Source organism: Pseudomonas sp. M47T1 (assembly GCF_000263855.1).
Classification (GTDB): domain Bacteria; phylum Pseudomonadota; class Gammaproteobacteria; order Pseudomonadales; family Pseudomonadaceae; genus Aquipseudomonas.
The window spans coordinates 21938-36308 of sequence record NZ_AJWX01000028.1 but is presented as its reverse complement, the minus strand read 5'-3'; the positions used below and the strand labels follow the sequence as shown (position 1 = coordinate 36308).

At 64.2% G+C, this 14371-nt stretch carries 15 protein-coding genes and 1 pseudogene; 8 read left to right on the top strand and 8 right to left on the bottom strand.

Features of this window, described 5'->3' with window-relative positions:
- Positions 1-36: 36 nt before the first annotated feature.
- Positions 37-1179: a DUF2235 domain-containing protein gene (locus PMM47T1_RS23395; protein WP_008373733.1), complete on the top strand. Its 1143-nt coding sequence runs from the start codon at positions 37-39 to the stop codon at positions 1177-1179.
- 69 nt (positions 1180-1248) lie between these two features.
- Here PMM47T1_RS23395 and PMM47T1_RS23390 read toward each other — a convergent pair whose 3' ends face one another.
- Positions 1249-2142 carry a LysR family transcriptional regulator gene (locus PMM47T1_RS23390; protein WP_008373732.1) on the bottom strand — a complete coding sequence of 298 codons (894 nt, stop codon included), beginning with the start codon at positions 2140-2142 and terminating at the stop codon, positions 1249-1251.
- A gap of 130 nt (positions 2143-2272) precedes the next feature.
- Here PMM47T1_RS23390 and PMM47T1_RS23385 point away from each other — a divergent pair, with 130 nt between their 5' ends.
- The 4 genes from PMM47T1_RS23385 (at position 2273) to PMM47T1_RS23370 (ending at position 6065) form a co-directional block, all read left to right on the top strand.
- Positions 2273-2971: a CoA transferase subunit A gene (locus PMM47T1_RS23385; RefSeq protein WP_008373731.1), complete on the top strand. Its 699-nt coding sequence runs from the start codon at positions 2273-2275 to the stop codon at positions 2969-2971.
- A gap of 32 nt (positions 2972-3003) precedes the next feature.
- Positions 3004-3660 (top strand): CoA transferase subunit B, encoded by a 657-nt coding sequence (locus PMM47T1_RS23380; protein ID WP_008373730.1) that lies wholly within the window; start codon positions 3004-3006, stop codon positions 3658-3660.
- 150 nt (positions 3661-3810) lie between these two features.
- Positions 3811-5229, top strand: coding sequence for a short-chain fatty acid transporter (locus tag PMM47T1_RS23375; RefSeq protein ID WP_008373729.1), 1419 nt, complete (start codon positions 3811-3813; stop codon positions 5227-5229).
- Positions 5230-5240: 11 nt separating this feature from the next.
- Positions 5241-6065 carry an AraC family transcriptional regulator gene (locus PMM47T1_RS23370; RefSeq protein WP_008373728.1) on the top strand — a complete coding sequence of 275 codons (825 nt, stop codon included), beginning with the start codon at positions 5241-5243 and terminating at the stop codon, positions 6063-6065.
- Here the strand turns inward: PMM47T1_RS23370 and PMM47T1_RS23365 are convergent.
- The 3 genes from PMM47T1_RS23365 to PMM47T1_RS23355 all read right to left on the bottom strand — a co-directional run bounded on the left by PMM47T1_RS23365 (position 6047) and on the right by PMM47T1_RS23355 (position 7743).
- Positions 6047-6634 (bottom strand): LysE family translocator, encoded by a 588-nt coding sequence (locus PMM47T1_RS23365; protein WP_008373727.1) that lies wholly within the window; start codon positions 6632-6634, stop codon positions 6047-6049. The genes PMM47T1_RS23370 and PMM47T1_RS23365 overlap by 19 nt on opposite strands.
- A gap of 69 nt (positions 6635-6703) precedes the next feature.
- On the bottom strand, positions 6704-7033 hold the full coding sequence (locus PMM47T1_RS23360) for an antibiotic biosynthesis monooxygenase family protein (RefSeq protein WP_008373726.1): 330 nt from the start codon (positions 7031-7033) through the stop codon (positions 6704-6706).
- A 2-nt stretch (positions 7034-7035) separates the two neighbouring features.
- Positions 7036-7743, bottom strand: coding sequence for a CTP synthase C-terminal region-related (seleno)protein (locus PMM47T1_RS23355; protein ID WP_008373725.1), 708 nt, complete (start codon positions 7741-7743; stop codon positions 7036-7038).
- A gap of 102 nt (positions 7744-7845) precedes the next feature.
- Here PMM47T1_RS23355 and PMM47T1_RS23350 point away from each other — a divergent pair, with 102 nt between their 5' ends.
- Complete coding sequence (locus PMM47T1_RS23350; protein WP_008373724.1) at positions 7846-8712, top strand: LysR family transcriptional regulator; 867 nt, start codon at positions 7846-7848, stop codon at positions 8710-8712.
- Between the two features lie 59 nt (positions 8713-8771).
- Here PMM47T1_RS23350 and PMM47T1_RS23345 read toward each other — a convergent pair whose 3' ends face one another.
- Entirely contained in the window at positions 8772-9404 is a 633-nt protein-coding gene (locus tag PMM47T1_RS23345; RefSeq protein WP_008373723.1) for a glutathione S-transferase family protein, read from the bottom strand.
- 75 nt (positions 9405-9479) lie between these two features.
- Positions 9480-9794, bottom strand: a complete 315-nt coding sequence (locus tag PMM47T1_RS23340; protein ID WP_008373722.1) for a hypothetical protein — start codon at positions 9792-9794, stop codon at positions 9480-9482.
- A 262-nt stretch (positions 9795-10056) separates the two neighbouring features.
- On the opposite strand from PMM47T1_RS23340, the pseudogene ilvA reads away from it, so the two are divergent.
- Positions 10057-11064: pseudogene (ilvA, locus tag PMM47T1_RS23335) on the top strand (threonine ammonia-lyase, biosynthetic); the annotation flags it as partial.
- A 39-nt stretch (positions 11065-11103) separates the two neighbouring features.
- Here ilvA and PMM47T1_RS23330 read toward each other — a convergent pair.
- Complete coding sequence (locus tag PMM47T1_RS23330; protein ID WP_008373720.1) at positions 11104-12456, bottom strand: GntP family permease; 1353 nt, start codon at positions 12454-12456, stop codon at positions 11104-11106.
- Positions 12457-12530: 74 nt separating this feature from the next.
- Complete coding sequence (locus PMM47T1_RS23325) at positions 12531-13079, bottom strand: gluconokinase (protein ID WP_008373717.1); 549 nt, start codon at positions 13077-13079, stop codon at positions 12531-12533.
- A gap of 208 nt (positions 13080-13287) precedes the next feature.
- On the opposite strand from PMM47T1_RS23325, the gene PMM47T1_RS23320 reads away from it, so the two are divergent.
- Positions 13288-14304 carry a LacI family DNA-binding transcriptional regulator gene (locus tag PMM47T1_RS23320; protein WP_008373715.1) on the top strand — a complete coding sequence of 339 codons (1017 nt, stop codon included), beginning with the start codon at positions 13288-13290 and terminating at the stop codon, positions 14302-14304.
- The last annotated feature ends 67 nt before the right edge of the window (positions 14305-14371 follow it).

Sequence of the window (14371 nt, the reverse complement as noted above, 5' to 3'; positions counted from 1 at the left end):
GCGCAAGGGGCACAACATTCAACACAAGGAGAAGGCATGGGTCGACAGCTCGTGGTATGCCTGGACGGCACCAACAATCGCTTCAGCCTTCAACCCACCAATATTATCCGCCTGATTCGCTGCGTGTCTGCGGACCCGGCCCAGGTGCTGTCCTATTACGATCAGGGCGTGGGCACCTTTGGTTTGCGCGAAACCCTGTTCGAATGGCAAAAGCTGCCGTCGCGCCTGTGCGGCCTGGCATTGGGCTGGGGCTTGAAAAGGACGGTGGGTGGCGCCTACCGGTTTCTGGCGAAGCACTACCGCGACGGCGACCAGATCTACTTGTTCGGGTTTTCCCGCGGCGCCTACGCCGTGCGTGCCCTGGCGGCGTTGATCGACGCCATTGGCCTGGTGCCGGGCCATGAGGCCCACCTATTCGATTACGCCTGGTCGATGCTGCAGGCGCGAAACGCCCAGGGGCAGCCGGCGTTCAAGTTGCAGGACAGTTTCAAGGCCACCTTTGGCCGCCCGGTGAAGGTGCATCTGCTGGGCTTGTTCGACACAGTCAAGTCGGTGGGCTGGATCTACGACCCGCTGGTGTTGCCGTACACCGCCAGCAACGCCCTGGTGGAGAATGTGCGCCAGGCGCTGTCCATCGATGAGCGCCGCTGTTTCTTCCGGCCCAACCTGTGGCAGAAACGTGAAGGGCAGGGCACTGATGTACGCCAGGTGTGGTTCGCCGGTGTGCACAGCGATGTGGGCGGTGGTTATTCGCTGGATGAATCGGGCCCGGCGCTACTGGCGCTGCGCTGGATGCTGGGTGAAGCCCGGGCGCTGGGCCTGGCCTTGGACGAGCAGGGCTGCGAGCGTGAGTTGCAGTTGTTGGCCGCTGGCGGTCCCGGGCAATTGCACGACTCCATGACCTGGCCGTGGAAACTGGCCGAGTGGCTGCCGCGTCGGGCCTGGAGCTTCACCCTGCACAAGCGTGTGTTCGCCATCGGCATCATGCCGCCGTTCGGCGAACCACGCCCGCGCTACATCGCCGAGGGGGCGTTGCTGCACCACTCGGTGGTGCAGCGCCTGGAGAGTGGCGATTATCACCCGGTGAACCTGCCGCGCCTGTACAGCGTGGTGGATGATGCTCCGTTCGATACGGCACCCCTTGTAGCCGCTGCCGCCAGGCGGCGCTGGCCTGATTGACTGCTGGAGATTTTCCGCGAACCTCAGGGCCAGCGTAGCTTTGGGCAGCGGTTACAGGCAGCTACCAGGTTACGCGGCAGGCTGCCGACAGGACTGAATCAACACGTCCTGCAAGGCCTGCGCCGCCGCCGACAGCTTATGGTCGGCCAGGCGCATCAGGCCGATGCGCCGTTCGATGCGCGGCTCGTCCAGGGCCACACAACGGGCGCCCAGCTCTTCCATCTGGGCAATGCACAGCGACGGCACCGCGCTGACCCCCAGGCCGCTGGCTACCATGCGCCCCACGGTGCTCAACTGATGGCTCTCGAAGGCCACCGACAGCTTGCCATGGGCGGCGGCCAGGTCCTGCTCCAGCATCAGCCGCACCGCCGAGGGGCGTTGCAGGGTCACGAAGTCTTCCTTGAGCAGCTCCTTCCAGGTGATGTGCGCACGCTGGGCCAGCGGTGAGTCGGCCGCCACCACGGCGACAAAGCGGTCCAGGTAAAACGGCGTGAACACCAGGGATTGAGTGGATTCAGGTTCGAAACCGATGCCCAGCTCCACCCGCCGGTGGCGGACCATTTCCAGCACCTGTTCGTTGATCACGTCATGCACTGCCACGTTGACCCGCGGGTGGCGGTCGCGAAAGGTCTTCAGGGCCGCGGGCAGCAGGTTGCCGGCGAAGGAGGGCATGGCAGCGATCGAGACTTTGCCGGTTTGCAGGGTGAAGTGCTGGCGCAGCAGTTCCTCGGCGTTGTCCCAGTCGGCCAGTAACTGGCGGGCCAGCGGCAGCAACGTTTCGCCTTCCGGGGTAAGGGCCACGCTGCGGGTGGTGCGGGTCAGCAGCGGGCCGCCCAGGTCCTCTTCCAGGGCCTTGATGGTCAGGCTCAACGCAGGCTGGGACAGGTGCAGGCGTTCCCCTGCCTGGGCGAAGCTCAGGGCCTGGGCCACGGCCAGGAACGCGCGGAGTTGCTTGATGTTCATTGTTTTGAAAACTCAATCAATCCATCAGAAAAACAAAATTAACAAATAACTCGGTTGGCGAGAAGATGGGGCTACCACGCGACTGGGCTAAGCTGGCACTAGCCCGATAACTACAAAAAGGCGAATCGACATGGCAGGACTCGACAAACGAGTGGCAACCTGGGAAGAGGCCCTGGCAGGCCTTACCGATAACATGACGGTGTTGTCCGGGGGCTTTGGCCTGTGCGGCATCCCGGAAAACCTCATTGCGCAGATCAGGCGCATGGGCGTGCGCGGGCTGACCGTGGTCTCCAACAACTGCGGCGTCGACGGCTTTGGCCTGGGCGTGCTGCTGGAAGACCGGCAGATCCGCAAGATGATCGCCTCCTACGTGGGTGAAAACGCCTTGTTCGAGCGCCAGTTGCTGGACGGCGAACTGGAAGTGGAACTCACCCCCCAAGGCACCTTGGCGGAAAAAATGCGCGCCGGTGGCGCCGGCATCCCGGCCTTCTACACCGCCACCGGCTACGGAACGCCGGTGGCCGAAGGCAAGGAAGTGCGCGAATTCAACGGCCGCAAGTACATCCTTGAAGAAGCCATCACCGGTGACTTCGCCATCGTCAAGGGCTGGAAGGCGGACCACTTCGGCAACGTCATCTACCGCCACACCGCGCAGAACTTCAACCCGCTGGCCGCTGCCGCCGGCAAGATCACCGTGGTGGAAGTGGAAGAAATCGTCGCCCCCGGCGAATTGCCGCCCAGCCAGGTCCACACCCCCGGCATCTACGTGGACCGGGTGATTCTCGGCACCTTTGAAAAGCGCATCGAAAAGCGCACCGTCAAGGCCTGAGGCCTGGCCCAGAACAACAAGAGGTTTTGCACATGGCACTGACCCGCGAACAAATGGCCCAGCGTGTGGCCCGCGAACTCAAGGATGGCTACTACGTGAACCTGGGGATCGGCATTCCGACCCTGGTGGCCAACTATGTCCCCGACGACATTGACGTGATGCTGCAGTCGGAAAACGGCCTGCTGGGCATGGGCGAGTTTCCCACCGAGGACACCCTCGACGCCGACATGATCAACGCCGGCAAGCAGACGGTTACCGCCCGCGCCGGCGCCTCCATCTTCAACTCTGCCGAGTCCTTCGCCATGATCCGTGGCGGCCACGTCGACCTCACCGTGCTGGGCGCCTTCGAGGTGGACGTGCAGGGCAACATTGCCTCGTGGATGATCCCCGGCAAGCTGGTAAAGGGCATGGGCGGCGCCATGGACCTGGTGGCCGGTGCCGACAACATCATTGTCACCATGACCCATGCGTCGAAGGACGGCGAGTCGAAGTTGCTGCCCCAGTGCAGCTTGCCGCTGACAGGCGCCGGGTGCATTCGCAAGGTGCTGACTGACTTGGCTTACCTGGAAATCGATAACGGCGCGTTCATCTTGCGCGAGCGGGCGCCGGGCATCAGCGTCGAGGAAATAGTGGCCAAGACCGCCGGCAAGCTGATCGTGCCGGATGATGTGATCGAAATGACGTTCTAAGGTTTTCTGCAAGCCTTCCGGGCCCGTTCGCGGGCACGGTCCGCCCCTACAGGATTGATGCGATCCCCTTAGGAGCGGGCCGTGCCCGCGAACGGGCCGTCAGCGTTTGCGTTATCCCAAAAATAAAGACAATAAAAAAGGTAATACCGCATGCCCGCACACCTTGAAGAGAGCCGCTACGCCCGGTTCGCCTTGCGCTGTTCCACCTGGGCCGAGCGCTGGTTCCCTGATTCCTGGGTATTTGCCGCCGTGGCGGTGATTGTCGTGGCAGTGGCCGCCATGGCCATGGGGGCCAAACCCACCGACACGGCCACCGCGTTCGGCGACGGCTTCTGGAGCCTGATTCCCTTCACCATGCAAATGGCCTTCGTGGTCATTGGCGGCTACGTGGTCGCCAGTTCGCCGCCGGCGGTGAAGCTGATCGACCGCCTGGCGCGCCTGCCGAAAAACGGCCGTTCGGCGGTGGCCTGGGTGGCGCTGATCTCCATGCTGGCGTCGCTGCTCAACTGGGGGCTGTCGCTGGTGTTTGGCGGCCTGCTGGTGCGCGCGCTGGCGCGTCGCATCGACCTGAAAATGGATTACCGCGCCGCTGGCGCCGCGGCCTACCTGGGGCTGGGGGCGGTATGGGCGCTGGGCCTGTCTTCATCGGCTGCGCAGTTGCAGGCCAACCCGGGCAGCCTGCCGCCGTCGATCCTGTCCATCACCGGCGTGATTGCGTTCACCCAGACCATCTTCCTCTGGCAGTCGGGGCTGATGCTGGCGGCGCTTGTGCTGGTGTCGCTGGTCATTGCCTACGCCACCGCGCCAGGCCCCGGCAGCGCCCGTGACGCCAAGGCCTGCGGCATTGACCCCAGCTTCAACCTGCCCCCCCGGGCCGCGCGCACCCGCCCGGGTGAATGGCTGGAGCACAGCCCGTTGCTGACGCTGTTGCTGGTGTTGCTGGCGGCTGGCTGGCTGTACCACGAGTTTTCGACCAAGCCGGCCATCACCGCCATTTCCGGGCTGAACACCTACAACTTCCTGTTCATCATGCTCGGTGCGCTGCTGCACTGGCGGCCGCGCAGCTTTCTCGACGCCGTGGCGCGGGCGGTGCCCACCACCACCGGGGTGCTGATCCAGTTCCCGTTGTACGGCTCCATCGCTGCCATCCTCACCACGGTAAAAGGCGGTGAGGGCCAGACCCTGGCCCAGCACATATCGACGTTCTTCGTGCAGATAGCCTCCCACGACACCTACGCGCTGCTGATGGGCGTGTATTCGGCGGTGCTGGGCTTCTTCATTCCGTCCGGCGGCGGCAAGTGGGTGATCGAGGCACCCTACGTGATGCAGGTGGCCAACGACCTCGAATACCACCTGGGCTGGGCCGTACAGATCTACAACGCCGCCGAGGCGCTGCCCAACCTGATCAACCCGTTCTACATGCTGCCATTGCTGGGTGTGCTGGGGCTCAAGGCGCGCGACCTGATCGGTTTCAGCTTCGTGCAGTTGCTGGTGCACGTGCCTTTGGTGCTGTTCCTGTTGTGGGCGCTGGGCACTACGTTGCAGTATGTGCCACCGGTAATGCCCTGACAGGCCCCTACATGATCCTGCCCATCTCCCAGTTCTGGCGTGACCCCGCGCTGCCATTCATTGAGGCGCGCAACGTGCTGGACGGTCGTTCGATCAGCCACGGGCTGCATTCGCACAGCACCTTCTCGATCGGCGCGATCACCGGGGGGCACAGCACTTACATCAACGGTGTGCATCAGCGTCCCGTGCGCCAGGGCGACCTGGTGCTGATGAACCCCGGCGAGGTGCACGCCTGCAACCCGGTCCAGGATCAGCCCTGGGCCTACCGCATGCTGTATATCGATGCGCAGTGGCTGGCGGCGCTGCAAGTGCGCACAGGCACCGGGGACGGCCACCGACTGTGGCCGCTGGCGCAACAGTACAACGCCGATTCACTGCTGTTTCAGGGCCTGAACGAGCTGTACGAGACGCTGGTGGACCATGACCTGAGCGTGGCGCAGAAAACCCAGTCAACGAACGCCTTCTGTGCGGCGATGCTCACGACCGTGGGCACGCGGCCTGCGCCCCCGGCACTGACCGAACCGGTGGTGCGGGCGGCGGACTTTATCCGTGCCGAGTGCGCCCGCACGTTGAAGCTGGACGAGATCTGCGCGGCGGCAGGGCTGTCCTCGTCCTACCTGATTCGCGCCTTCAAGCAGCGCTATGGCATGACCCCCCACGCCTTTCTGATTGACTGCCGCCTGCAAGCGGCCCGGGAAAAACTGCGTCAGGGCCATGACATCGCCGAGGCGGCGCTGGCGGCCGGTTTCGCCGACCAGGCGCATTTGCAGCGGGTGTTCAAGCGCCAACTGGCGGCCACGCCTGGGCATTACCGTGCTCAGCCAGCCACCAGGTAAGCTGCGCACCCCACCAGCAGCAACGCCAGCCCACGGTTGAACAGGCGCACCCGCGCCGGGTGTTCCAGGTGCCCGCGGATCAGGCTGCCCGCCCAGGCCCAGCAGGCGATGGACAGGTAGCACACGACGAAATAGATCACCGCGAACAGCCAGATGCGCGCGCTGTCGCCGTCGGCGGCAAACGCACCCATGCCGGCCACGCACGCCAGCCATGCCTTGGGGTTCAGCCACTGCATGGCGGCGCCGCCCAGCAGCGACGGCGGGCGACTGCCGGCCGCCGAGCCCAGCGCCCCGTTGTCCCGGGCCAATCGCCAGGCCAGGTACAACAGGAACGCCACGCCCGCCCACTGGATAGCCCGGGTCAGGCCCGGCCACAGGGCCAACAGTTCATGCAGGCCGAAACCGGTGAGCACCAGCAGCAGGGTGAAGCCTGCCGTGGCACCTGTGACGTGCCACAGGCTGGCAGGCAGCCCGTGGCGGGCACCGGCGTTGAGGGCAACGATGTTGACCGGGCCCGGGCTGATGGAGGAGGCCAGCGCGAACGCGGCCATGGACAGGGAAAGGCTCATGACGTACCTGAAAGCGAGTGGATTCGCGCTTACGGTACGGGCCGGAGCCGTGGCCGGTATTGAACAAAATTACCCTGGTGGGCTGAACGCGTAGGCGCGCTGCACATGGGCAACGCGGGTGATGCAGTGGCGGTACCACTGTGCCCGGCCCTTGTTGCGGGCGTCGGTGTGCTCGGCGTGTTGCTTCCAGGCCAGGATCGCCGCCTCGCTGTTCCAGTACGAAACCGTGATGCCCAGGCCATCCTCGCCGCGGGCCGACTCGACGCCCAGGAAGCCTGGTTGCTCGGCGGCCAGTTCAACCATGCGTTGTGCCGCCTGGCCGTAGCCGTCGTCCACGGCCGTGCGGGTCGAGGTGAAAATGACCGCGTAGTAGGGCGGGGCAGGGGTGTTGGCAAACATGTTCAGGCCCTCCGGCTGGCGCTGTGCAGCAAGGCAGCCAGCAAGGGCGGCACGCGACCTTCCAGCGCCGCGCGTTCGGGCTGGAACAGGGTGGCGACGAAGAACGGGTGGCCTTCCAATTGAACCGCACGCACCTCGCCCGCAGCATCCCGTGCGCAGCAGCGCAGCGCACCGGCCAGCAGGGCGTCGGCGAAAGCTGGGTTGAGGCCATAGTTGCACCGGTAGGCCTCCTCGATGTCCAGCGTTTCGTAAGCTTGGGCAATCAGGCTTCCGGGCACCAGTTGCAGGCCCCCACGCACTTCCACCAGCGAACAGCTCAGCGGGCTGACAATGGCCTGCGCCGCATCGGGTGTATTTTCGCCGTGCTCGGCGTCAGCCCAACCCATGACGTTGCGGGCATATTCGAGCAAGGCATGCTGGAAGCCGCCGCAGGTGCCCAGGAATGGAATTCGTTGTTCGCGCGCATGACGAATAGCCGCAAGGGCGCCTTCCATGGAACGGTAGGGGCTGCCGGGCATGCACCAGATGGCATCGAACGGTTGGGCCAGGGCGTGAGCGTCGATCTGCTCGGTGGCCAGGCAACGGGCTTCAACGCTCAGGCCCAGCGCGCGACCGGCCAATGGCAGGGCTGCCTGGATAGCGCGATGAGCCGTGATGGAGGCGTCGAAATCGCCGACCAGGGCAATGTGCAGCGGGCGTGAACGAGACATGGCGACTGTTCCTTCAATGAGCCTTGTCGGCGGGATGATGGCCACTATAAGCTGGCGCTGGCGCAATCAATATTGGCATTTCGGCAAAGTATCCGTGCATTCATGCAATATCGACTCAATCACCAAGACCTTGTCCTGATTCTCGCGCTGGTGCGGGGGCGCACGCTGGCGCGGGCGTCGCAGTTGCTGGCGGTGGATGTGTCCACGGTGTTCCGTTCGATTCGCCGCCTGGAATCGGCGCTGGGCCAGTCGCTGTTCGAGAAAAGCCGCGGCGGCTACTTGCCCACGGCCATCGCGGTGAGCCTGGCGGCTCAGGCCGAGCAGGCTGAACAGGCCCTTCAGGTGGCCCAGGTCAGTGTGCAGCAGGGTGGCGAAGTAGTGAGTGGCACGGTGCGCCTGACCTGTACCGATGCGGTGTTGCAGCATGTGCTGTTGCCTGCGCTAGCCATGTTCATGCCGCGCTTCCCGGCGCTGGCCCTGGAACTGACCACCAGCAATGACTTCGCCAACCTCAGCCGTCGTGATGCCGACATTGCCTTGCGCCTGACCCAGACGCCCCCTGAACACCTGGTTGGCAGCCGCCTGGGCATTGTGCATTACCGGGTATGCGCCAGCCCTGCCTACCTGGCCGGTGTGCCCAGCCGCGACCTGGCACAACTGGCCTGGGTAGCTGCCGACGACTTCATACCCGACCACCCGGGCGTGGCCTGGCGCCGCGAACACCTGCCCGGCGTGACGCCGCTGTACCGTGCCAGCTCCATGCTGGCGGTGGCACAAATGGTGCGTGCAGGGATGGGCGTGGCGGTGCTCCCGCAATTTCTGATCGGTGGCCTGACCGTGCTGGGCGAACCCCTGGGCGGCCACGACAGCGCCCTGTGGCTGCTGACCCGCCCGGACTGCCGCGCCTTGCGCTCGGTGGTCACCCTGTTCGGTCAGCTGCGCAGCGCCATCAACCTGGACCCGCTTTAATCCAAGAAAAACGTGTATGCCGTGATGCAGCCTTCGGCAGCCGTGATCGGGGGCAGGGGTCAGGGCATGCCGTTGGCGCCGTATAGGGTAAAGCCCTCGCGTTGCTGAAGGCGTTGGTAATAGGCCTCTACCGCCGGCAGGTCGGCATGGCTGATGGGCGTCATCTTCCAGCGGTTCACCGACAGGCCCAGCACCACGTCGGCCAGGGTGAACTCATCGCCGGTGACAAAAGCCCCGGTGTGCGTCAGGCGGGTGTCGAGGATGCCCATCATTCGGTTCCACTCCTTGCCCCCCGCCGCCAGCGTGTCGGCGTCTTGGCAGGCCGGGTCCTGGCGTATCAACGCCATGAACGGGTAGCGCCACGCCGGGTTCAACTCGGTGGCCTGCCAGTCCATCCACTGTTCCACCTGGGCACGGCCCCGAGGGTGGGCGGGCAACAGGCCGGTGGCGGCGTGTTTGCTGGCCAGGTAGCGACAGATGGTATTGGATTCCCACAGCACAAAGGTATCGTCAATCAGCACCGGCACCTGGCCGTTAGGGTTCAGGTTCAGGTAGGTGGCGGTGTGGGTCGACGCAAAACCGTTGCCATAGTCTTCGCGCACGAAACCGGTGCCCAGTTCGTGGCAGGTCCACAGCACCTTGCGTACGTTGATCGACGTGTCGCGTCCCAATATGCGGATGGGCATGTCCATGGAGCAATCCTGTGCGGGCCGAAGGGGAATGCCGAATCTAACCCGCCGGCCTGCACTGTTCCACTGTTTGCTGGGTTACGGCTTGCTGGTGGTACTCGAAGGGCTATCGGGCTTGGTATTGCTGTTGCCCATGGAACTGCCTTCCGGGTTGCCGCCTTGCACCGGCTTGATCGGTTGGCTGCCGCTGGGCATGTCGGGCCCGGCGGAGCCGTCGGTGTTGCCGTTCTGCATGCGCGTGCCGGTACCGCTGGGTACACCTATTTCCGCAGGCGTGGTGCCAATGGCGCCGTTGGGGTTGGCAGGGTTGGTGGGGCCGGTGCTGTCGTCGGCCAGGGCGCCGGTGCTGAGCAGGGTGGTCAAGGCCAGGGCGGCCCAGTGGGAAGTATTCATGAACAGTCTCCTTTTCATGATCGCTACAGGCATTGGGCCAGCGCTTTATGAACAAGGTGCCCTGCCGCCGACAGGCGGTTGACGATGCGCGCGGCGGCGGGGTATGTTCCCCGGCATGAACCTATTCGCGCAGCTGCCCGTCATGAGCATTATTACCGCCATTCCTCATTTGGCGGGCTAGCTGGCAGCTGCACCGAACCCGCCCTCGTGGCGGGTTTTTCTTGAACGTCACCAGGGCTCCGACCAGTACGGAGACCACCCCATGAGTGACGACCACACCGCCCGGCTTGCCTGGTACGCGCGCAAGACCCTGGATGCCCGGGTATACGACCTGGCTATAGAAACCCCGCTGCAACCGGCCCTGGCCTTGTCGCAGCGCCTGGGCAACCACATTCTGCTCAAGCGCGAAGACTTGCAGCCTACGTTCTCGTTCAAGATTCGCGGCGCCTGCAACAAGCTGGCCCAGTTGAGCCCTGCCGAGCGCGCGGCGGGGGTGGTCACCGCGTCTGCGGGCAACCACGCCCAGGGCGTGGCGCTGGCGGCGCGGGAGCTGGGCGTGGCGGCGACCATCGTCATGCCCGAAACCACGCCCCAGTTGAAAATCGACGGTGTGCTGTCGCGCGGTGGCAAGGCGGTGCTGCACGGTGCGGCCTTCCCCCAGGCACTGGCGCACGCGCTGGAACTGGCCAAGGGCGGCCTGACCTTCGTGCCGCCGTTCGATGACCCCGACGTGATCGCCGGCCAAGGCACCGTGGCCATGGAGATCCTGCGCCAACAGCCCGGTGCGCTGGACGCCATCTTCGTGCCGGTAGGCGGTGGCGGGCTGATTGCCGGCATTGCTGCCTACGTCAAATACCTACGCCCGGACGTGCGCGTGATGGGTGTCGAATCCGAAGGTTCCAACTGTTTGCAGGCGGCCATGGCGGCAGGTGAACGGGTGGTGCTGGGCCAGGTTGATACCTTTGCAGAGGGTGTGGCCGTGGCGCAGATCGGCGCCCATTGCTTCGACATTTGCCGGCAGTGGGTGGACGAGGTGATCACGGTCAGCAACGACGAACTGGGGGCCGCGATCAAGGATATCTATGACGATACCCGTTCCATCACCGAACCTTCGGGTGCGCTGGCGGTGGCGGGGATCAAGCGTTGGGTGGCCACGCGCGGGGTGCGCGGGCAGACGCTGGTGGCGATTGATTCAGGGGCGAATGTGAGTTTTGATCGGCTGGGGGATTTTGCCCAAAGGGCGGTGCGCTGCGCTACTTGGGAGGCCATTTAGCCTTGCGGGAGCGGGCAGAGCCCGCCCCCGCAAAGGTTATACCACCAGCGACAACAGCATGATGAAGGCCAGCGCGACCACGGAGAGGATGGTTTCCATCATGCTCCAGGTCTTGAAGGTCTCGGCCACGGTCATGTTGAAGTATTGCTTCACCAGCCAAAAGCCGGCGTCGTTGACGTGGGACAGAATCACGGAACCGGCACCGGCGGCCAGCACCAGTAATTCGCGCGGCACACCCGGGATCATGTCCACCACCGGTGCAACGATACCGGCACCGGTGATGGTGGCCACGGTAGCCGAACCGGTAGCGATGCGGATCACCGCCGCCACCAGCCAGGCCAGCAGGATCGGCGATACGTGGGCCTGCACGGCCATTTCACCGATCACGTTGCCCACACCGGTGTCCACCAGCATTTGTTTGAAGCCGCCACCGGCGCCCACGATCAGAATGATCGCAGCAGTCGGTGCCAGGCTCTGGTCCAGCAGCTTCATGATCTTGGTGCGGTCGAAGCCACGGGCATAGCCGAAGGTGTAGAAGGCCAGCAACAGGGCGGCCAGCAGGGCGGTGATCGGGTGACCGATCAGGTCCATCCACTGACGGAAGACATGGTCAGCCGGCACGAACACATCGGCAAAGGTCTTCAGCAGCATCAGGAATACCGGCAGCAGCACGGTGATCAGGGTCACGCTGAAGCTGGGCAGGTTCTCGTGCTGGGATTCCTTGGCAATCTGGTCCATCAGTTCGGTGGATGGATTGCCCGGCACGTACTTGGAAATGAAGGCGCCAAACAGTGGGCCGGCGATGATGGCGGTCGGCAGGCCGACGATCAGGCCGTAGAAGATGGTCTTGCCGATGTCAGCCTTGAACACGCCGATGGCCAGCAACGGCCCCGGGTGTGGCGGCACCAGGCCGTGTACCACGGACAGGCCGGCCAGCAGCGGAATACCGATCTTCACCAACGACACGCCGGAACGACGGGCCACGATGAACACCAGTGGAATCAGCAGCACGAAGCCTATTTCGAAGAACAGCGGGATACCCACCAGGAACGCCGAGCACATCATGGCCCAGTGCACATTGCGCTTGCCGAACGCGCGGATCAACGTTTGCGCGATCTGGTCAGCGCCGCCAGAGTCGGCCATCAGCTTGCCGAGCATGGTGCCCAGGGCCAGCACGATACCGACAAAACCCAGCACGCCACCGAAGCCATTCTGGAAGGACGCCATGACTTTGGCCACCGGCATGCCGGAGGTCAGGCCCAGGAAACCCGAGGCGATGGTCAGCGCCACAAAGGGGTGAACCTTGAACTTGGTGATCAGCAATACGAGGCCGATGATGGTGATCAGGGCGTCGAGCAGCAAGTAAGTGTTAGTCGGTAGACCCAGCATCGGGGTATGCCTCTTCTTGTTGTGGTCGGAGCAATATTAGTTGAGGTAGCGCTGTCTTGTTCGGGCTCATGAAATCAGGCCGATTGCGGCAGCGAAGCGTCTTGATCGTGGTCGTGGTTGTGCAGCCAGGCGTCGACTTTCTCGGCCAGGGTAGCGATAGGCAACGTCGCGTCCAATGGCAGGGTCAGTACTTCACCCGTAGGGTTTTCCAGGGTGGCGAACTGGCTGTCGATCAGGCTGGCGGGCATGAAATGATCGGGGCGGTGGGAAACGCGGTCAGCCGCTTCCTCGCGCGTCAGCTCCAGAAACACGAAGCCCAGGTTCGGCACGGCAGCACGCAGTTTGTCGCGGTAGGCTTGCTTGAGCGCCGAGCAGGTCAGGATGGCGCGCTCGCCACTGGCCACGCACGCACTCATTTCCTCGCCGAGGCGGGTCAGCCAGCCGGCGCGGTCGTCGTCGTTGAGGGGAATACCAGCAGACATTTTTTCGATATTGGCGGCAGGGTGGAACACGTCACCTTCAATCAGGCGACCTCCGCTGCGATGACTGATGGCATCGCCGACGCTGCTCTTGCCGCAGCCCGCAACACCCATCACCACGATTGCGGAAAGAGGGAAAACCATCGGTATCTCCTGCAGGAACAGCGCGTGCAGGAGGTCCTTGGAAAGGCTACCCCAGCGGCGACTGCGCCCTGATCTTATTGATATGTTTTGAGCAGCCTTTGCCCTGGGAGTTGCACTTGATGAAATAATTTCATCATTGCCCTGTGCTAAAGACAGCGCTACCTTAGCCGCCACCCCTATTAATGGCAAGTCGAAAACAATAAGACCCATGACCCGCACCGGCTCCCGCACTACCGGTCGCCCGACGCTTTCCGAAGTCGCCCGGCTGTCCGGCGTTTCTCCCATTACCGCATCCCGTGCCCTGCGAGGCGTTACCACCGTGGCCCCGCAACTGGCCATGAAAGTGCACGAGGCCGCCCTGCAGCTGGGTTATGTGGCCAACCCTGCGGCGCGTGCGCTGGCCTCAGCGCAAAGCCAGTCCATCGTGGTGTTGATCCCGTCGTTGTCCAACCAGCTGTTCATCGACACCCTGGAAGCCATCCATGACGTGATGCGGCCGCGGGGGCTGGAGGTGCTGATCGGCAACTCCCACTACGACATCAATGAAGAAGAAAACCTGATTCGCAACTATCTGGCCTACCAGCCGCGGGGGTTGCTGCTGACCGGCTTCGAGCGCACCGAGGCCTCGCGGCGCATGCTGGCGGCCAGCGCAGTGCCCTGCGTGCACATGATGGAGCTCAACAGCACACCGGGGATTGCCTCGGTAGGTTTTTCCCAGGAGCACGCCGGCGCAGTTGCCGCTCGCCATTTACTGAGCCGTGGGCGCAAGCGCCTGGCCTATGTGGCCGCGCAACTGGACCCGCGGGTATTGCAGCGTGGCGATGGCTTTCGCCAGGCGTTGCAGGCGGCGGGGTGCTTTGACCCGGCGCTGCAATTGATGGCGCCCATGCCGTCCTCCATCGGCCTGGGCGGCGAGCTGTTCAACGACCTGCTACGCCGCCACCCGGACGTCGACGGCATTTTCTTCTGCAACGACGACCTGGCCCAGGGCGCGATCCTGGAGGCCTCGCGCCAGGGCCTGAAGATCCCCGAGCAGGTGGCCATGGTTGGCTTCAATGACCTGCCGGCCTCGGCGCACCTGGTGCCGCGCCTGACGTCTATCCGCACCCCGCGCGCTGCCATCGGCCGCCAGGCTGCGCAATTGCTGCTGGGCCTGCTGGACGGCAAGCCCGCTGCGCAGCCCACCCAGGACCTGGGTTTTGAGTTGGTTGTGCGCGAAAGCTAAGCCTTGCGTAAAGCCTGTAGGAGTGGACACAGTCCGCCCCTGCAGGGTTGTGGTTCAGCACGTTGCT